This window comes from Sphingobacterium suaedae, from assembly GCF_042684625.1.
Taxonomy (GTDB): domain Bacteria; phylum Bacteroidota; class Bacteroidia; order Sphingobacteriales; family Sphingobacteriaceae; genus Sphingobacterium; species Sphingobacterium suaedae.
The window spans coordinates 1-18,079 of the sequence record NZ_JBHULR010000006.1 but is presented as its reverse complement, the minus strand read 5'-3'; the positions used below and the strand labels follow the sequence as shown (position 1 = coordinate 18,079).

Genomic DNA, 18,079 nt, shown 5'->3' with positions numbered 1-18,079 from the left:
AGGTAGTTCGAATATGAAAGGGAATAGTTGTGAATTATCCCCTTTCATGTTTGAAAGTCGCTATTATTTTATCAAATCTAACCAGGCATGTGCCATCAGATTAGCTCCAGCCAATGATGTATGTACACCATCGGTAGTCCAGTAATCGCCCGCACCTCGTCCGGCAGCTTGGTCAAAAACAGTCTGATAGGGTAAAAATCGTGCATTGAATTCTTTTGCAATATCTTTTGCGGCTTGTTGATACCCTAAAAAATCCGGATACCAATCGTCTTTAACATGTTTCACGCCTTTCACACCGAATGGCTCTCCAATAATCAATTGTACGTTTGGAAGTGCTTTCAACGTCGTTTCTAACAGTTGTTGATATTGTTGTTTGTACTGAGCTGGCGTATTTTGAGCTCCACTATCTTTGGTACGCCAAAAATCATTGACTCCGATTAGGATACTGAGGATCGTTGGACGAAGCGCTAATGCGTCATTATCCCAACGTCCGATCAAATCGGGAACTCGGTTGCCACTAATACCCCGATTATAGATCTGGATATTTTTGTCGGCATGTTTATTTAAAAGGCAAGCAGCAGCCATCATCGCATAGCCGTTGCCAAAGGCTGCAGTATCGTTGGCATGTAAGCTATCTCTTTTTCGTCCGGCATCGGTGATGGAGTCTCCCTGAAATAAAATGACGTCGTTTGGCCTAATGGCAATTTTTGATGTAGGTTTAACCATGCTGTCAACAGCGAAGAGGCTGTTCGAAGCTACAGCCGACGCGCCAAGGGTCATGAGGCTTTTTGTAAGAAATTTTCTTCTTGATTCCATGCAGTAAATAGGTTTATGTTAACCTAAGTTAGCCTTTTTAACAGAATTTGTCAATCCCTTGTCGGATAATTTCACATGCATCGGCTATTTCTTGTTCTGTGATTGTGAGAGGAGGGGCAATTCTTAGAGCGGTTTCACAATGTAGATACCAATCGATCATTACACCGTTCTTCGCGCAATAGTCGCTGACGGCATATACCTGTTCAAACGATTCTAACTGAAGGCACATCATGAGTCCCAGGCCTCTGATTTCTTTTATTTTAGGTGTATGAAGAAGCTGCCTGAATACTGCTGCTTTTTTATCTACCGAAGTCAGCAAGCACTCCTTTTGTATAACCTGTAGAGAAGCTAAAGCTGCAGCACAGCTGACGGGATGTCCGCCGAACGTAGTGATATGGCCTAGCATGGGGTTATCTTTGATTACGTCCATGATCTCCTTGCGTGCAACAAAGGCTCCGAGCGGCATTCCGCCACCGATTCCCTTTGCCAATAGGAGAATATCTGGAATAACATCGAGGTGTTCGAAAGCAAATAGTTTTCCGGTTCGGCCGAATCCGGTTTGTATTTCATCGAAAATGAGGAGTGCGCCTGTTTCGTCGCATCGTTTGCGCAATGCTTGCATGAAGGGTGCTGTGGGTACGCGAACACCAGCTTCTCCTTGTACAGCTTCTATAACAACTGCTGCGGTTTCGCCTGTTATGGTCGATAACGAATTTAAGTCGTTGAATCGGATGAAAGAAATGTGTGGAAGTAAAGGAGCGTAAGCATCGCGGTACGCTTCGTTACCAATAAGGCTCAAGGCTCCTTGTGTGCTGCCATGATAGGCTTTTTCTGCCGCGATAATTTGCTTTCGTCCCGTGAATTTTTTTGCAATCTTCATAGCGCCTTCAACGGCCTCGGTACCACTGTTCGTAAAATATACCGACTGGAAAGATTCGGGGAGCACGTCAAGTAACGCCGTTGCAAATTGTACCTGTGGCGCTTGTATAAATTCTCCGTACACGGTGACATGCAAATATTTTTGCAGTTGATCCTGTATGGCCTCAATTACTTTCGGATGACGGTGGCCAATGTTGCTTACGTTAAAACCCGAAACGAGGTCTGTATACCGTTCTCCGTTTGGGCCATATAGGTAAATTCCTTCTGCCTTTACAATTTCGAATAAGCGGGGTGAAGATGAAGTCTGCGCTGTATTTTTTAGAAATAGTTCTCTATTGCTGATCATGATCAAAATGAAAAAAAACAAAAATAAGGATAAAAAAGAAAAAATGGCCATACAATTAGGATCGTTCACATAGGGTATGGCTCGCATTCACGCGCAAAAAAAAGAAGCTGCTGTGCAGCCTCTTATCTGTTTCTTCGCTTTAGTTCCTTATACAAAAGCTCTCGGAAATTCTGTTCAATTTCAAAAAACTGCGAGGCTCGGGAATTTCCAATGACGTCAGCAAATTTTCGTCGATATTCTTTTTTGATCTCCAGTTCTTTTGCGTCATACGAAAGAACATCTCTTCTTCCAGAACCATTAAAGGAATTTGTTCCAGCAGGAGCGGCAGATGAACTACCTGTTTTTTTTGATTTAACGGACCACATCTCTTTGTTATACTGATTGTATATCGGAAAGAAACGCTGAGCTTCCGACTGAGACAAATTTAATTCTTTGGTGATGTATGCGATTTTTTCATTTTCGATCGCTGCAAACCGCTTTGAATCCCGCGTTTGGGCCTGCGTAGACAGCGTACAAAGAATGGCAGCGCAAAAAGTCAACAATAAATGTCTAAAACGTAACATTATAACATGTATTTTAAATAATCTTCAATATCCTCATCATCTATTTGGCTACCGACCCCTTCCGACTCTTCGGGCTGATAGATGTACTCCATGATATACACGATGTCATCGCTGTCGTTTGAAGAGGCAAGGTAGTTTATAATCTCCTGTTCGGGAATCGTTGCTAAGTGAGATACTGTAGAGCGATCTATCTGTTCTTGATCAACAACGGCATTGTAAGACGAAATCCCCAACACGGTGGCAACACAAGCCGCAGCTGCATAGCGAATCCACTGTTGGATATTTAAAGAGCGAATCACCGTAGGTTTCGTGCTATTATCCTGTTTGTCTGATCGATCGGATATCGTTTTGGTGATACTCGTTGATAGATGGTCAAAATAGTTCGCTGTAGGTACATTAAAACCATCCGTCAATACCACCTTTTTTAAACTATCTTCAAAAATTTTATCTTGGATACGATCCGTTAATATATCGAAGTAATCTTCCGGGACAGACAGGGCAGATGATTTGTCCAACAAGGATTCTATCCGGATGTTTGACTGTATTTGTTTCGGAAGTTCATCAAAATATCGCGAGGGAATAGTCCAAGCTTCTGTTTTCTTTGCTAGTGTTTCCAGTTTGGTATGCGACGTAATATTGGCAGATAAATCCAAAAAATATTGTTCAGGTACAGAGAAACCAGCATCTTTTGAATCAACATGTTCCCTAAATCGAATGGTGGAGAATAGATTTGAGGAAAATGTATCGAAGTAGTTGTCCGGGACGATGAATGGATTTACACGCCATGATTCGGGCAGATTTAAACCGTCCATTCCTTCATGATATGTGTTATTTTCCTTCATAGTCCTTATTTAGAGTCAAAAAGTTTTGCAAGGTTTAATCATTTGTTGCAAAAAAATGCTCTATTTTTTTCACAGCAAGGTGATACGAGGCTTTTAATGCTCCAACACTGGTTCCGAGGATTTCAGATATTTCATCGTACTTTAGATCTTCGAAATATTTCATGTTAAATACCAACCGCTGCTTCTCGGGAAGTGTTAAAAGCGCCTGTTGTAATTTCAACTGCGCTTTGTCACCATTAAAGTAGCTTCCTTCCGCAAGCGTATCTGCTAAATAAGCAGAACTGTCGTCGTCTAACGACAAGTTCTGCTTTTGTTTCTTCTTGTTCAAGAACGTAATACACTCATTGGTTGCAATACGATATAACCACGTGTATAACTGAGAATCTTCCCTGAATTTTTCGAGATTTCTCCAAACCTTCACGAATATGTCTTGAACGACATCGTCCGCATCATCATGATCAATCACCATGCGGCGAACGTGCCAATAAATTTTTTGTTGGTATTTTTTGAGCAAATAGCCAAACGCCTCTTCGCGTGTGCTTTCATCCGCAAATTTTGATATGATTAGGGCGTCTTCCATTTGTCTTTACCGTATACTTATTTTCTGGTAATCACTTTTCTGGCTGCTGCTACGATGGATGCAGCATTTAGACCGTATTTTTCCATAAGCTGTGCTGGCGTTCCAGATTCGCCAAAGCTATCATTTACAGCCACGAATTCTTGCGGCGCAGGATGTTTTGTAACCAGCAATTGCGCTACGCTATCTCCAAGTCCACCTAAGCGGTTATGCTCTTCAGCTGTAACGACACAGCCCGTTTTTGTGACTGATGTTAAGATGGCTTCCTCGTCCAACGGTTTGATGGTATGGATATTAATGATTTCGGCATGAATACCCAATTTCTCCAACTCTTCACCAGCCTGAATAGCTTCCCAGACCAGATGGCCGGTTGCAATAATAGTTACATCAGTGCCTTCATTTAGCAATACAGCCTTTCCGATTTCAAATTTTTGATCGGCAGGTGTAAAGTTAGGAACTACCGGACGGCCGAAACGTAAGTAAACAGGTCCTTCGTGATCTACTAACGCGATTGTGGCCGCTTTTGTTTGGTTGAAATCACACGGATTGATCACTGTCATGCCCGGAAGCATTTTCATTAAACCAATATCTTCTAAAATTTGGTGTGTTGCACCATCTTCACCTAGGGTTAGGCCTGCGTGTGAGGCACAGATTTTAACATTTTTGTTGGAGTAAGCAATGGACTGGCGAATCTGGTCGTATACACGGCCTGTAGAGAAGTTCGCGAACGTACCCGTGAAGGGGATTTTTCCACCAATTGTCAACCCCGCAGCAATGCCCATCATGTTGGCTTCTGCGATGCCTATCTGGAAGAAGCGCTCGGGGAACTCTTTTATAAAATCATTCATTTTCAATGAACCGATTAAATCGGCACATAATGCAACGACGTTTTCGTTTCGGCGACCGGCCTCCAATAGGCCTGCTCCGAAACCGGAACGTGTATCTTTTGATTCTGTATAAGTATATTTCTTCATGTTGGTATTTCGTAGTTAGGTTATACGTAAAAGCAGTTGACGCATGTATTGAATGTTCCGTCGTCTACACGTATACTGCGCACATATAAGGTCTATAAAGCTAAACGATTAATAGTCTCCAATAGTTCTTGGTAATTGATTAAGTGCGGTTTCAAGCTGTTCGTCATTCGGAGCAACACCATGCCACTTGTGAGACCCCATCATGAAATCAACCCCTTTACCCATTTCTGTATGCAAAAGAATGATAACAGGTCTGCCTTTTCCAGTACGGGCTTTGGCTTCGTCTAGTCCATTCACGACAGCATTCATATCGTTTCCTTGCTCTACTTCAAGTACATCCCATCCGAAAGCTTCCCACTTTGCGCGCAGGTTCCCAAGGGATAACACTTGATCCGTCGACCCATCAATTTGCGCATTATTGTAATCGACAGCGGCAATAATATTGTCCATTTTATTATGTGGAGCATACATAGCAGCTTCCCAAACTTGTCCTTCTTGCAGTTCGCCGTCTCCCATCAATACATAGACAAGGCTGTTGTCTTTGTTTAATTTCTTCGCTTGGGCCGCGCCAATTGCAGCAGATAATCCCTGCCCTAGCGATCCTGATGCAATACGGATACCGGGAAGATGTTCGTGCGTAGTCGGATGCCCTTGCAGACGAGAATTGATCTTTCTAAATGTCTCGAGCTCACTAACCGGAAAATAACCAGCTCTAGCTAGCGTACTGTAAAACACCGGAGAGATGTGACCGTTGGATAGGAAGAATAGATCTTCGCCAACACCGTTCATATTAAAAGATGGGTCATGCTTCATTGCATGAAAATACAAGGCTACGAAATAATCCGTACAACCTAGCGAGCCGCCTGGGTGACCAGACTGACACGCATGTACCATACGAACAATGTCTCGTCTTACTTGTGAAGCGATCTGCTCAAGTTTGTTGATATCTGCACTCATTTTAAATTATAATGTTTCGATTATTTTTGCGGGTAAAGTTAATGATTTTTAGGGGAGTAGTAGGATAAAAGTTTAAATACCTGACGAAATGTATAGGATAGCCGAATGGTCCGTAATATTCTTGAAAGATATAATTCGTTTGTGAAAAAATAAATAAAAAAGGAAGCTCATATATGTGAGCTTCCTTTTTATTCTGCAAGTCGTACATTTACATGGCTTCTGCCACGACTTCTTCCACTTCAGGAACCATTCGCTTTAATAGGCCTTCAATACCAGATTTTAGTGTGATGGTAGAGGAAGGGCAGCCGCTGCACGAACCTCTTAATTCAACAGTGACTGTGCCATTTTCAAAAGACTTGTATGCGATAGCCCCTCCGTCTTGTTCGACCGCCGGGCGGACATAATCGTGTAATACCTGTTGGATTTTCACTTCTATCTCCGAACCTTCAAAGTTCACATCTTCCGAATGTTGTATAGGCTTAACCGCGAGTTCTGACTCGACGGCCCCCTTTACAAAATCTTTTAGAAGCGGCTCAATGTCTGACCATTCTACACCATCTGTCTTTGTTACTGTTACGAAGTTGCTCGCAAAGAATACTCCTTCCACAAAATTAAACTTAAAAAGTTCTCTTGCAAAGTCCGATTCTTGTGCCTTTTCTCGGTTTGGATAATCCAAGCTGCCATTGATCAATAGTTTATTGACCAAAAACTTCATAGTGGAAGGGTTTGGAGTAGATTCTGTATATACGTTAATCGTTGCCATAGTCAAATTTTAATGAACAAATATACGTCAAAAGTAAAGTACACCGGTCATCTTCGCGTCAAAGCTTATAAGCTCACCCCCGTATAATTACTTGGAGAAATCGCTTTGATTTCCGCTTTGATCTCCTCGGAAACGTTTAGCCCATCAACAAAGTTGGCTATTGTTTCTTGCGTCACGTGTGTATTGGTACGCGTTAGATCTTTTAGTGTTTCATACGGTTTTGGATATCCTTCACGACGCAAAATGGTTTGTATAGCTTCTGCCACCACGGCCCAATTATTTTCAAGATCAGCTTCTAATGCCGATTCATTTAAGATCAATTTGCGTAAGCCCCGTAAGGTAGATTTGAGTGCTATTATGGTGTGAGCGACGGGGACGCCAACGTTTCTCAATACCGTCGAATCTGTCAAATCACGTTGCAAACGAGAAATAGGTAGCTTAGCTGCCAGGTGTTCAAAAAGAGCATTTGCTATTCCTAAGTTACCTTCTGCATTTTCGAAGTCAATAGGATTCACTTTGTGCGGCATAGCGGAAGAGCCGATCTGGCCGGCGGTGATCTTTTGTTTGAAATATTCCATCGAAATATAAGTCCACATGTCTCGGCACAGGTCAATTAGTATATTATTGATGCGCTTGAACGCATCGCAGCTTGCGGCAAAGTTGTCGTAATGCTCAATTTGTGTTGTAGTTTGTGACCGTGAAAGTCCTAGCACGTCATTTACGAATGCGTTGCCGAAACGAACCCAGTCGGTTTCGCTGTAGGCTACGTGGTGTGCGTTGAAATTTCCCGTAGCGCCCCCAAATTTGGCGGAAAAAGGAATCTGTTGCAATAAGGACACCTGTTTTTCCAGGCGCTCTGTGAATACTTGAATTTCCTTTCCCAAACGTGTTGGAGAAGCTGGTTGACCATGTGTACGTGCAAGCATGGGTACATCGTTCCAGGCGTTGGCAAGCGCGTTTAATTCATTAATAACCTCCGTCAGCTGTGGTAAATATATGCGATTGATCGCTTCCTTCCATGAATATGGGATGGCCGTATTATTGATATCTTGCGATGTTAAGCCAAAATGTATAAATTCCAACGAATCGTGTAAGCCCAGTTTTTCAAACTCGTTCTTAAGAAAATACTCAACAGCCTTTACATCGTGATTGGTGACCTTTTCTGTTTCTTTGATCCATTGTGCGTCGTCCATCGAAAAATTCTGATATATCTGACGAAGGCGTTCGTTTAACGAACCATCAAAATGTGCCAGTTGTGGAATGCCAGATCCGCATAAAGCAATGAAATATTCAACTTCTACCAATACACGATATTTAATTAAAGCAAACTCAGAAAAATAATTAGAAAGTTCGTTGGTAGCGTTATAATAACGTCCGTCTACAGGGGTGACAGCAGTTAGCGGCGATAAACTCATAATCAAATGAAACTAAAAATTTAATAATAATCTATCCATATCATGTGGATATTTGTATGTAGCTAAAAAAAGCTTTTTTGCAAAAGTAAGAAAACTCGATGAGAAGCAGCCGACAAAAAAAGAAAACCCTACACAATCTGTGCAGGGTTTTAAAGTATTGTTAAAATACAGTTCGGATTACTGAACGTTGTTCAAAGAATCAGCGATAGAATCACCAGTAGCTTTAACTGAATCAGCAACATTGTTCAAAGAATCAGCGATAGAGTCTGTAGAGTTTTCTACTTGGTTAGCTAATGAATCAGCAGCTTGCTCAGTTTTAGTTTCTGCACCACCACATGAAGCGAAAGCAATCGTTAAAGCTAAACCTAAAAATCCGAATTTGAATAAATTTTTCATTTTTAATTTTCTATTTAATTGAAACAAATTTGTTTATTTTCTCTTTTATACCGGTAACCAAAAAAGGTAACCCAACTTTCTGAAAAAAATAAAAAAACTTAAACACACTGGTTTTCATTATTTTACTGTTTTATATTCTTCGAAAGCCGGCGCAAATATAATATTGTTTTGTTGAATTGCAACAATAAAAAACTATTTTCATAAAAAAAATGTTACAACTGTATATATAAACCATGCTAAGCCATGATAAAAAAACTGAAAAACATTGTTAAGCTATTGCGTTCCATCGATCTAGAACAGATTGAGAAGATCTCGAAAAAGGTTGATCTACCAAAGGTTATGCATGCTGTATCCAAAATGGACGACGTGCAATTGCAAGGTGTGATGAAGATGCTGACTAGTTCTGGAAAAAAAAGAGAGACACCACCCATTGATGCCGACTTCTACGCGGTTGAAGCTAAACTTTCTCCCACGGATCGTGCATTGCAACTGAAAGTGCGCGAATTTTTGGAACGGGAGATTAAACCTTTAGTCAATAAATATTGGCTGCATGACGAATTCCCCTTTGAGATTATTCCCAAATTGGCCGCGTTGAATGTATGTGGGTATGTTTATGAAGGATATGGATGTGCAGGAGGATCGTCACTGATGGACGGTATTATTGCTGCAGAGTTTGGACGAATAGATCCTTCGATTGCTACCTTTTTAGGTGTGCAAAGTGGACTGGCAATGGGATCGATTTATATGTGTGGATCAGAAGAGCAGAAGCAAGAGTGGTTACCAAAAATGCAGCGTCTTGAAAAAATTGGTGCATTCGGGCTAACAGAACCTGAAGTTGGATCGGGTACGGCCGGCGGATTGACGACAACGTGTCGTAGAACTGAAAACGGTTGGGTATTGAACGGACAAAAGAAATGGATAGGAAACTCCACGTTTTCCGATATTACGATTATATGGGCACGGGATGTTGATGATAACCAGGTCAAAGGCTTCATTATACGCAAGGAGAATCCTGGCTTTATGGTGGAGAAGATAAAGGGTAAGATGGCATTGCGTATCGTGCAAAATGGATTGATCACATTAACCGACTGTGTTGTCCCAGAAATGGATAGATTGCCCTTGGCAAATAGCTTTAAAGATACGGCAAAGGTGTTGCAAATGACACGGGCAGGCGTGGCTTGGATGGCTGTTGGTTGTGCTAGAGGAGCATATGAAAATGCCTTGGATTATACTTTAAAACGAAAGCAGTTTGGGCGACCGATAGCATCCTTTCAGTTGATCCAAAATCATCTGGTCGAAATGTTGTCGAATCTGACAGCGATGCAAACATTGGTGTTCCGACTCTCCGAACTGCAGGATGAAGGAAAATTAAAAGACGAACATGCCTCGTTAGCCAAAGTATTTTGCACACTTCGGACGAGAGATATCGTTTCCAGAGCGCGAGAAGTAATGGGGGGCAATGGCATCTTACTGGAATACAATGTAGCTCGATTTCTCGCCGATGCTGAAGCGATTTATTCATACGAAGGCACGAAAGAAATCAATTCACTGATCGTAGGACGAAGCATTACCGGTTTTAGTGCATTTGTCTGATAGTAATGATGTTTTTTCTAGGGGAGGGGCATTGGTATCATATTTGTGACAAACTGAGTAAGAAGACTCGACGTCTTTCTTTCTCGAACTAAACAAATATATATATGAAGAACAAACCCATCTTATTAAGTGCGTCTGCTCTGATGTTGTCATCTATTGCATTCGGGCAGATCAAAATTAACACGAAAACTATTGGAGCGGCCACCAAAGCGGCACAGGCAGTAACTTTATCCAACGAGGACGTGGTTGCTTATACGAGAGAATATATTGAATGGATGGATGCGAATAATCCGGTGGCTCCTGACAACCATGAATTTGCCATGCGTTTGAAGAAATTGACCGAGAATCTGAAATCGTATGACGGTCTTGATCTCAATTTCAAAGTGTATTTAGTAAAAGACGTTAATGCTTTCGCTTGTGCAGATGGAAGCGTGCGTATATGTGCCGGACTATTAGATGTTATGGATGACAATGAAGTATTGGGCGTGATTGGACACGAAATCGGACATGTGAAAAATATGGATTCGAGAGATGGTTTTAAAACGGCATTAATGACATCTGCTCTGAAGGATGGTGTTTCGTCACAGGGCGGAACGGCAGGAGTACTTTCGGAGTCGCAGTTAGGTGATTTGGGTGAACAAATTGCAAACATGAGTTTCTCCCGTAAGCAAGAGAGCGCTGCGGACGACTATGGTTATAAATTTTTGAAAGACAACCAAGTTAATCCTTGGTATATGTCGATGGCCTTTGAACGTCTGGTAGAAGTTTCGGGAGGCGCCTCGGAAGGTGGGCCGGCCAAAAAGCTCTTCTCTTCTCATCCAGATACCCAAAAACGTGTAAGCGAGATGGCTAAGAAAGCAGAAAAGGATGGTTTTGAGAAACCTCAGCCTCAGCAATAAGTTTTTTGAGTAGAATAAAAAAGCTCGGTTCCATTTTCCGAGCTTTTTTTACTTATTGAGGTGATTATTTGTTTTTTTGTTGTTGTGCGGCTTGCTGTTGACGCATCATCTCTTCCATTTTTTGTTGAAAGGAAGACTTCTTAGCGACCTTGGGATTTTTCTTATTGGCTTCAATTTTGGCTAAGATCTTGTCATCGTCTAAAAACTGGCGGATGATGACCTGAGTCAAAAACGTAAACACCGCTGCCAAGAAATAGTAATAATTCAAACCTGCAGGGAAGTTATTCAACACAAAGAAAAAGAATAGTGGCATAATATAACCGATATATTTCATTTGGTTGTTTGCGGCACCAGAAGTGGCGTTATTATACCAAGTCGTCAATAACGTTGTCAACGTCATCAGTACACACATCAAGGAAATATGGTTTATACCGAATATGGCAGGGAAAGTTATCGGTGCATCATATGTTGACAAATCTTTAATCCATAAAAAGCTTTCTCCACGTAGCTCGAACAAGTTCGGGAAAAAGAAGAAAAAGGCAAGCGTGAAAGGCATTTGTAAGAGCAAGGGAAGGCAACCACCCAGCGGGTTTACACCCGCTTGTTTATACAATTTCATTTGCTCTTGTTGTAACAACATCGGGTTATCTTCTCCCACCTTTTCTTTTAGCTCATCCAATTGGGGTTTTAGCACACGCATTTTAGCCATGGATTGGTACGATTTGTACGTAAGTGGGAATAAGATTCCTTTTAGGAAGATCGTGAGGATCAAGATGATAATACCATAGCTCATGTTAAACCCATCCAAGAAATCGAAAATCGGAACGGTAATGAATTTATTGATCCATCCCATGGGGCCCCAGCCCATATTGATTATTTTTTGAAAATCGTCCCCTTGCGCTTTCAATACTTTATATTGATTAGGGCCGAAGAAGAACGAAAAGCCATAGTGGTTATCCTTTTGTCCGGAAAAGACCAAGTCGGCTGATGCCTGATAATGTTTTACTATGCTTGCGTCACTGTCCGATTTGACAGAGAGGTTAGTATTGCTCAACGGCTGGTTTGAGGTTAAGACCGTTGAAAAAAAGTGTTGTTTGAAGGCTATCCAGTTTACTTTCTCTTCTAATTTTTCTTCGTCATCGCTTGTTTCGGAAAGATGATCTACATTTCCGTTAGCTTCTTTAAAGAATACGGTCGACTTTTCACGTTCGGATTTTCCATTGAGCTCTTTTTGTAACAAAGTCGCGTCCCAATTCAGTGCAATAGAACTTGTCTTTACATCTAAAAGTTTTTGCAGGCCCACGGCCTTCACATCTAATCCTAGTTTGTAGTCCTTCCCCTTAATAGAATACGTGTAGTCAATGTACTGTTGGTCGCTGTATTTTAATCGGAAGGTTACCGATTGTGCGGTCTCGCCAGTCACGGAAACATTGCCTCCTTGCGGAACAAAATTAAGTTCAGTCGTGCTGATATTTTCACCATTGGCTTTGAAGGTAAAGCCAAATCTATGTTGGTTATCATCCAAAATCATTAATGGGCGGCCATCAAAATTTGTTTCGTTCTTGAGCTGAACGGATCTAACTTGACCACCTTTTGAGCTGATCTTCGCAATAAACAATTCATTTTCCAAGGTAACCACCTGCTCATTTCCTAGTCGAGCCGTCCCGAATGGTTTGCTTAATACAGCGGCAGAGTCAACCGTTTTTTGAACAACGGTATTGGCGCTATCCGCTAGAGGGCCTAGTCCTTCTTTCACTCTTTTCAAAGAATCTTGCAATCGTTGTTCTTGTTTTAGTTCCTGTTCGGAAGGTTTCATCAGGTAGAATGAACCTGCCAAAATTCCGAAGATAAGAACCAATCCAATTAGGGTATTTCTATCCATTTCTTATTTTTTATTTTTCAGATATACAAATTTTTGTCCTTAGCTAATCTTGTTTGCCAAAGAAGCGGCTACAAAGCTAACAAAAAGTGGGTGAGGATTTGCAACAGTTGACTTTAATTCTGGATGAAATTGTCCAGCTACAAAAAATGGATGATTTTTCAGCTCGACAATTTCGACGAGTCCGGTAGTAGGGTTAATTCCTGAAGCCACCATGCCAGCTTCTTCATATTGTTTGAGGTAAGCGTTGTTAAACTCATATCGGTGGCGGTGTCGTTCCGATATTTTCGATTTTCCATAAATCGCAAAAGCTTTTGTGCCTTTTTTGATTTCACAATCGTATGAGCCTAAACGCATCGTTCCTCCCATATTTTTAATGGATTTTTGCTCTTCCATTAAGTTGATTACCGGATGAGCTGTCTTTTCGTCCATTTCAAAGCTATTAGCTGCTTGCAGTCCCAAAACATTTCTTCCAAATTCGATCACCGAACATTGCATGCCCAAGCAAATTCCGAAGAATGGAATTTTGTTTTCCCGAACATATTTTATGGCGGCCAATTTTCCATCAAGACCACGTTCACCGAAGCCGGGCGCTACTAATACGCCATCTAAATCTTTTAGCTTATCTTGTACATTTTCCTCATTGATGCTTTCCGCAGCAATGTATTTCACTTTAACTTTTGTTTCATTGATTGCTCCGGCATGGACAAAGGCTTCTGCGATCGATTTGTAGGCGTCTGGAAGTTCTACATATTTCCCTACTAATCCAATGTTGACTTCGTTTGTTGGATTCTTTAACTTGCCTAAAAAGGTCTTCCAGTTTTCCAAATCTGGATCATGCTTTGTAGAGAGTTTTAACTTAGTCAGCGCTGTTTTATCAAGCTGTTCTTTCAACATATTCAACGGTACATCATATATCGTTGAAGCATCAATAGACTCCACAACTGCATTAATATTGACGTTGCAGAATTGGGCTAGTTTTTTTCGGATTTCGTGTGTTAACTTATGTTCTGTACGACAGACCAGAATATCTGGTTGTATACCGTATTCTAGCAATGTTTTAACTGAATGCTGCGTTGGTTTTGTCTTTAGCTCACCTGCTGCAGCTAAATAAGGTACAAGCGTCAAATGAATAACGAGCGAATCGTTGTTGCCCAGCTCCCAACGGAGCTGACGCACCGCTTCGATGAATGGTAAGGACTCGATATCTCCAACAGTCCCCCCAAGCTCTGTGATCACGATATCATACTCGCCAGTTTGCCCCAGAAGCTGCATGCGCCTTTTGATTTCGTCTGTAATGTGTGGAACGACCTGTACCGTTTTTCCTAGGTACGCGCCGGCGCGTTCTTGTTCGATAACGTGTTGATAGATTCGGCCTGTAGTTACATTATTTGCTTGAGATGTTGGAACGTTAAGGAAACGCTCATAATGGCCTAAATCCAAATCAGTTTCTGCGCCATCTTCCGTTACGTAACATTCTCCGTGTTCGTAAGGATTAAGTGTGCCTGGATCGATATTGATATATGGATCAAATTTCTGGATGGTCACTTTTAGGCCGCGAGCCTGAAGGAGTTTAGCAAGAGATGCTGCAATAATGCCTTTCCCTAACGACGAGGTTACGCCGCCCGTAACGAAGATATATTTACTCATAGCAATAATGGAATTTCAACTATTTTGAACCAAAAAAATGGTTCTAAATCTGCTTTATGTACGGGATACAAAGATAAGGTTTTTTAGAGATTAACCGAAATTAAAAATGGTTTTGCCTCTTGAAGGTATTGTGGTGGGTGTGGTACCCCAATCTGCATGGTAGAGTTGCCGGAGCTGTATATTATGCTCCGGCTGATTTATTATTTCATGGAACGGAGCAGGTCAATAGTCTGCTGATCAAAGTCTGCTTCACCGAAAAGCGAGATTCCAGCTGCACCGTTTCCTTTCGCAAGTAGGATGCCTTTTTTTATTTCGTCAATGTTTTTGAAATCCGGAATGTATAATCCCGCATATAGCGGAAACTTTCCGTTTAATGCTTGTACACCTTCGGCGACCGCGGTTCCAATCCACTGGATCGGCTCTTTATAAAAGCCATGATAAATCATCGGAAATACCGCGGATAGTTCCCAGTTTGCCCAATCCTGTCTAACGATGCGTCGCGCCAGGTCGGGGGTCGGAAACACGGCCGCTGTGACCGGTTTGTTGTAGTCCTTTGCAGCGGCACAGATTTGATTGACTACCTTGGTAATCTGTCGATAGCGAAAAGAGCGCCATGATAAACTCTGTTCGGGGCGTTCTACTTGATCAATGTCAATCCCCGTTTCTTTTAAGAATGCCGCTTTACTGAATGGGCTGTAACAAAAATCATAATCGGCAAGCTCCGTGGATTGGTCGAGGTTGTAGTTTTTCCAAAGGTTGACAGGCAAAACAACGTCTGGGTATCGAATATAGTCGAGGTGCAACCCGTCAACATCTTCCTTTTCAAGTTGTTCTCTAGCCTTCTCTTCCAGATATGTGGGCACATCGGGGTGGGATGGACATAGGAATCGATAATAACCCACATAAGGCGGGCTGGTCGCACACGATTTACCAGAACGGCTGACGGCATAGTATTCCGGGTGTTGTGCAAGTAACTCTTTCTCTCCTCGATTCATTGTCCACATCCACCGGTGTGTTTCCAGTCCAAATTCTTTTGCCGTCTGGAAATGGAGCTTACTGTAATTTTCGAAGAAGATACCACGTACACCGGCTTCTCTATATGATTGATATCGTTTCCTCAACGTGCTTTCCTGTTCCTTTTCTTGAGGTCTTGCCCAAAGCCAAAAATCAAATAAAAATGGCTGCGAATCTTGTGCTGCACGCGAGGAGAGTGGAGCGAACTGGAGCGCGGCTAAACCTAAGCCTGCGTGTTTAATAAAGTTCCTTCTACTATTCATGGTTCAATGTGGTAGTTTCCAAAGCTGTCCAAAGAGACCGCTGATTTCTGTTTAATATTTTTAATCATGACCCTATAAAAGGATTTAGCTGGGTTTAGTACAAAAGACACTTGAACGTCAGTGGTGTCTTTTTCCAATACGGAGGCAAATGCCGGCAAATCTTCTATGCGGTCTGTAAAATGTCCTGTCTGTTTTTTGTGCAATTGTTGGAGATAAAAAATGTTCCAGGCTATTTTTTCGAGCTGCTGGTTAGGAGGAGATGCGATGTGTTCTTCTTTATCTACGAATTGCACGTAACCCCACCGTTCAGGATGATGCATGTTGATGACTCCTATAGGCGACCATACCCAATTATCTTCGGGTAGAAGTCTGTTTTGTTTTCTTTTACGCTGATACGAGCCTCCAACTAGTTCATGCTGCCACTGTACTCGGGAGAAGTTTATTTTCCAGAAGCTGTTATCCTGGGGAGTGGCCTGTTTTCCGAATGGTGATAACGAGGAAAAGGGAATAGCCATCTCCACGGTCCAATACTTATCGTTGTCTGTTGGATTGTTTAATGTTCCTTCTATGTGCACAGCGCTCCTTAAATGTTGGACATCCCAATGCATCATGGCTGTGCCTCCGAGACTGTAGGCTTTCGGCATCAGTAAGTCCATAATGGTATTCAGCGTATTGACTTCGATTTCGAAATAGTAGGGGTGATGGTCAGTGGGTTTAATAAAGATCTCAAAATCGTTATCGTGGTAGATGATGGTATCTCGTTTGTGTAGTGTTCCCCAAACGTGTGGTTCTTCGAGGCGAGCATAGATGTAGAGGTTTTCCTCATCCCATAGCATCTTTATTTTTGTTTCTTGGGAGGGTAACGGTTTCTTATGACCTTCAATGTCTATAAAAGAAGCTGTCCACGGAGCGTCTTTCCAAGCTTTTTCGTCGTCTTTCCCGTCTATCGAAAGTGTTGCCTGTATTTTCTTTGCAGGGTATATACGTGGTGGAGCTTGCATGTTCTGAATTTGCTCGATACGTAGTTGGGCATACAGCGATGGCATACCCACAAGAAAAAAGATACTTGATAAAAACGATAACGTATTTTTCATTTGTGTGCATGAAAATACGTAAATAATGTCAGGTAGTGCTATTGTAACATAAATTTTGTGATGACGTGTTCATGTATAGCAAAAAAAGCTTCCATTCTGTGGAAGCTTTTTTATGTTGAAGAAGTTAGCCGTATTATACGCGTTTTGTTTTGATACGAGCAGCTTTACCAGTAAGGCCACGCAAATAGAATAATTTAGCGCGACGAACTTTACCGAAACTATTAACTTCAATTTTTTGAATGTTTGGCGAATTTACAGGGAAAATACGTTCAACACCTACACCGTTAGAGATTTTACGAACGGTAAAAGTAGCGTTAGCACCTTCGCTGTTTAATTGGATCACCACACCTTGGTACACCTGAACACGCTCTTTATTTCCTTCGCGAATTTTATAATGAACGCTGATGGTATCTCCGGCTTTAAAAGCGGGAATTTCATTTTTTACTACCGCTTGTTCTTCTACAAATTTTACTAAATCCATGATTTCGAGTAATTATTAACGATTTATATCCTGTAAAAATCGGACTGCAATATTACAGCTTTTTTTTAAAATAAAAAAATACTTTTAAAAGAATTATAGAACTCTCTTATAAGTGCGTGCAAAGGTAGTGAAAAATATCCTGCTTTTATAGATGGTGAGCAACTATTTTTTTGAATGATTTTTGATTATCTTAGGGGGTATAAAAAATTATCTTACAATCACTGAATGGTTTAGCATATTTGTAATAAAAAACTATTGACAGAGATAAAATATCCCGTATATTTGTGCCACACAAAACAAAGGTGATACCTTTTCGGGGTGTAGCGTAGCCCGGTATCGCGCCACATTTGGGATGTGGAGGTCGTAGGTTCGAATCCTGCCACCCCGACAAAAGCCACTATAATCAGTGGCTTTTTTTTATTTTCGGACATATTTCGGAGCAGGGAAACATTTTATTGAAATCGTTACGCACCCTTATTCCGTGCCTATTTCATTGCGTGGTAGATATTACTACCGTAGCGGAAGTACCAAGCAGGAGCTGACAGGAGCATCTGTCGGCTTCCCCCAATTAAGACTGCGTAATTTTACAAAATTCTCATCAAATTACCCTAAACCTAAAAGCCCTAACACGCCTGTTTATCGCCTTCAAAAGCCGAAAGAGCAGCATATTCCGTTGGT

18 protein-coding genes and 1 tRNA gene are annotated in these 18,079 nt (G+C 41.5%); 4 read left to right on the top strand and 15 right to left on the bottom strand.

From position 1 onward, the window contains the following. Window positions 1-63: 63 nt before the first annotated feature. The 10 genes from ACFSR5_RS14110 to ACFSR5_RS14065 form a co-directional block, all read right to left on the bottom strand. On the bottom strand, window positions 64-816 hold the full coding sequence (locus ACFSR5_RS14110; protein WP_380904889.1) for a GDSL-type esterase/lipase family protein: 753 nt from the start codon (window positions 814-816) through the stop codon (window positions 64-66). Window positions 817-853: 37 nt separating this feature from the next. After that, a complete protein-coding gene (locus ACFSR5_RS14105; protein ID WP_380904887.1) occupies window positions 854-2,041 on the bottom strand; it encodes an aspartate aminotransferase family protein in 1,188 nt (395 codons plus the stop codon). Between the two features lie 122 nt (window positions 2,042-2,163). Beyond that, the gene (locus ACFSR5_RS14100; RefSeq protein WP_380904885.1) at window positions 2,164-2,604 is read right to left on the bottom strand and encodes a hypothetical protein; all 441 of its coding nucleotides are present in this window, start codon (window positions 2,602-2,604) and stop codon (window positions 2,164-2,166) included. Next, entirely contained in the window at window positions 2,604-3,446 is an 843-nt protein-coding gene (locus tag ACFSR5_RS14095; RefSeq protein WP_380904883.1) for a hypothetical protein, read from the bottom strand. The genes ACFSR5_RS14100 and ACFSR5_RS14095 overlap by 1 nt, the downstream gene beginning before the upstream one ends. Before the next feature lie 34 nt (window positions 3,447-3,480). Further along, entirely contained in the window at window positions 3,481-4,026 is a 546-nt protein-coding gene (locus ACFSR5_RS14090; RefSeq protein WP_380904881.1) for an RNA polymerase sigma factor, read from the bottom strand. Window positions 4,027-4,043: 17 nt separating this feature from the next. Further along, entirely contained in the window at window positions 4,044-4,997 is a 954-nt protein-coding gene (locus ACFSR5_RS14085; protein WP_380904879.1) for a transketolase family protein, read from the bottom strand. A gap of 108 nt (window positions 4,998-5,105) precedes the next feature. Beyond that, window positions 5,106-5,954, bottom strand: a complete 849-nt coding sequence (locus ACFSR5_RS14080; RefSeq protein ID WP_380904877.1) for a transketolase — start codon at window positions 5,952-5,954, stop codon at window positions 5,106-5,108. A 208-nt stretch (window positions 5,955-6,162) separates the two neighbouring features. Continuing rightward, the gene (locus ACFSR5_RS14075) at window positions 6,163-6,717 is read right to left on the bottom strand and encodes a NifU family protein (RefSeq protein WP_380904875.1); all 555 of its coding nucleotides are present in this window, start codon (window positions 6,715-6,717) and stop codon (window positions 6,163-6,165) included. 65 nt (window positions 6,718-6,782) lie between these two features. Then, a complete protein-coding gene (gene purB, locus ACFSR5_RS14070; protein WP_380904873.1) occupies window positions 6,783-8,132 on the bottom strand; it encodes an adenylosuccinate lyase in 1,350 nt (449 codons plus the stop codon). 177 nt (window positions 8,133-8,309) lie between these two features. Then, entirely contained in the window at window positions 8,310-8,528 is a 219-nt protein-coding gene (locus tag ACFSR5_RS14065; protein WP_380904871.1) for a hypothetical protein, read from the bottom strand. A gap of 243 nt (window positions 8,529-8,771) precedes the next feature. On the opposite strand from ACFSR5_RS14065, the gene ACFSR5_RS14060 reads away from it, so the two are divergent. Then, entirely contained in the window at window positions 8,772-10,121 is a 1,350-nt protein-coding gene (locus ACFSR5_RS14060; RefSeq protein ID WP_380904869.1) for an acyl-CoA dehydrogenase family protein, read from the top strand. 104 nt (window positions 10,122-10,225) lie between these two features. Continuing rightward, window positions 10,226-11,020, top strand: a complete 795-nt coding sequence (locus tag ACFSR5_RS14055) for a M48 family metallopeptidase (protein ID WP_380904867.1) — start codon at window positions 10,226-10,228, stop codon at window positions 11,018-11,020. Window positions 11,021-11,084: 64 nt separating this feature from the next. Here the strand turns inward: ACFSR5_RS14055 and yidC are convergent, their stop codons facing one another. The 5 genes from yidC to rplS all read right to left on the bottom strand — a co-directional run bounded on the left by yidC (window position 11,085) and on the right by rplS (window position 17,401). Next, entirely contained in the window at window positions 11,085-12,902 is a 1,818-nt protein-coding gene (gene yidC, locus ACFSR5_RS14050) for a membrane protein insertase YidC (RefSeq protein ID WP_380904865.1), read from the bottom strand. Between the two features lie 39 nt (window positions 12,903-12,941). Further along, the gene (locus tag ACFSR5_RS14045; RefSeq protein ID WP_380904863.1) at window positions 12,942-14,549 is read right to left on the bottom strand and encodes a CTP synthase; all 1,608 of its coding nucleotides are present in this window, start codon (window positions 14,547-14,549) and stop codon (window positions 12,942-12,944) included. Between the two features lie 200 nt (window positions 14,550-14,749). Then, window positions 14,750-15,826: a family 10 glycosylhydrolase gene (locus tag ACFSR5_RS14040; RefSeq protein ID WP_380904861.1), complete on the bottom strand. Its 1,077-nt coding sequence runs from the start codon at window positions 15,824-15,826 to the stop codon at window positions 14,750-14,752. Then, a complete protein-coding gene (locus ACFSR5_RS14035) occupies window positions 15,823-16,920 on the bottom strand; it encodes a carbohydrate-binding family 9-like protein (RefSeq protein ID WP_380904859.1) in 1,098 nt (365 codons plus the stop codon). Before ACFSR5_RS14035 ends, ACFSR5_RS14040 begins: the two co-directional genes overlap by 4 nt. 133 nt (window positions 16,921-17,053) lie before the next feature. Then, window positions 17,054-17,401, bottom strand: coding sequence for a 50S ribosomal protein L19 (gene rplS, locus ACFSR5_RS14030; protein ID WP_380904857.1), 348 nt, complete (start codon window positions 17,399-17,401; stop codon window positions 17,054-17,056). A 314-nt stretch (window positions 17,402-17,715) separates the two neighbouring features. Here rplS and ACFSR5_RS14025 point away from each other — a divergent pair. Together ACFSR5_RS14025 and ACFSR5_RS14020 are read left to right on the top strand one after the other, a co-directional pair. Further along, a tRNA-Pro gene (locus ACFSR5_RS14025) sits at window positions 17,716-17,789 on the top strand. Window positions 17,790-17,807: 18 nt separating this feature from the next. Beyond that, window positions 17,808-18,079, top strand: a 272-nt coding sequence (locus ACFSR5_RS14020) for a hypothetical protein (RefSeq protein ID WP_380904855.1), incomplete at its 3' end; no start/stop codon positions are given.

Coding starts and splice junctions, on each gene's coding strand:
- ACFSR5_RS14035 (WP_380904859.1), bottom strand. CDS start 16,920: ATGAAAAATACGTTATCGTTTTTATCAAGTATCTTTTTTCTTGTGGGT.
- ACFSR5_RS14055 (WP_380904867.1), top strand. CDS start 10,226: ATGAAGAACAAACCCATCTTATTAAGTGCGTCTGCTCTGATGTTGTCA.
- purB (WP_380904873.1), bottom strand. CDS start 8,132: ATGAGTTTATCGCCGCTAACTGCTGTCACCCCTGTAGACGGACGTTAT.
- ACFSR5_RS14100 (WP_380904885.1), bottom strand. CDS start 2,604: ATGTTACGTTTTAGACATTTATTGTTGACTTTTTGCGCTGCCATTCTT.
- ACFSR5_RS14095 (WP_380904883.1), bottom strand. CDS start 3,446: ATGAAGGAAAATAACACATATCATGAAGGAATGGACGGTTTAAATCTG.
- rplS (WP_380904857.1), bottom strand. CDS start 17,401: ATGGATTTAGTAAAATTTGTAGAAGAACAAGCGGTAGTAAAAAATGAA.
- ACFSR5_RS14045 (WP_380904863.1), bottom strand. CDS start 14,549: ATGAGTAAATATATCTTCGTTACGGGCGGCGTAACCTCGTCGTTAGGG.
- ACFSR5_RS14040 (WP_380904861.1), bottom strand. CDS start 15,826: ATGAATAGTAGAAGGAACTTTATTAAACACGCAGGCTTAGGTTTAGCC.
- ACFSR5_RS14105 (WP_380904887.1), bottom strand. CDS start 2,041: ATGATCAGCAATAGAGAACTATTTCTAAAAAATACAGCGCAGACTTCA.
- ACFSR5_RS14110 (WP_380904889.1), bottom strand. CDS start 816: ATGGAATCAAGAAGAAAATTTCTTACAAAAAGCCTCATGACCCTTGGC.
- ACFSR5_RS14080 (WP_380904877.1), bottom strand. CDS start 5,954: ATGAGTGCAGATATCAACAAACTTGAGCAGATCGCTTCACAAGTAAGA.
- ACFSR5_RS14090 (WP_380904881.1), bottom strand. CDS start 4,026: ATGGAAGACGCCCTAATCATATCAAAATTTGCGGATGAAAGCACACGC.
- ACFSR5_RS14065 (WP_380904871.1), bottom strand. CDS start 8,528: ATGAAAAATTTATTCAAATTCGGATTTTTAGGTTTAGCTTTAACGATT.
- yidC (WP_380904865.1), bottom strand. CDS start 12,902: ATGGATAGAAATACCCTAATTGGATTGGTTCTTATCTTCGGAATTTTG.
- ACFSR5_RS14060 (WP_380904869.1), top strand. CDS start 8,772: ATGATAAAAAAACTGAAAAACATTGTTAAGCTATTGCGTTCCATCGAT.
- ACFSR5_RS14085 (WP_380904879.1), bottom strand. CDS start 4,997: ATGAAGAAATATACTTATACAGAATCAAAAGATACACGTTCCGGTTTC.
- ACFSR5_RS14075 (WP_380904875.1), bottom strand. CDS start 6,717: ATGGCAACGATTAACGTATATACAGAATCTACTCCAAACCCTTCCACT.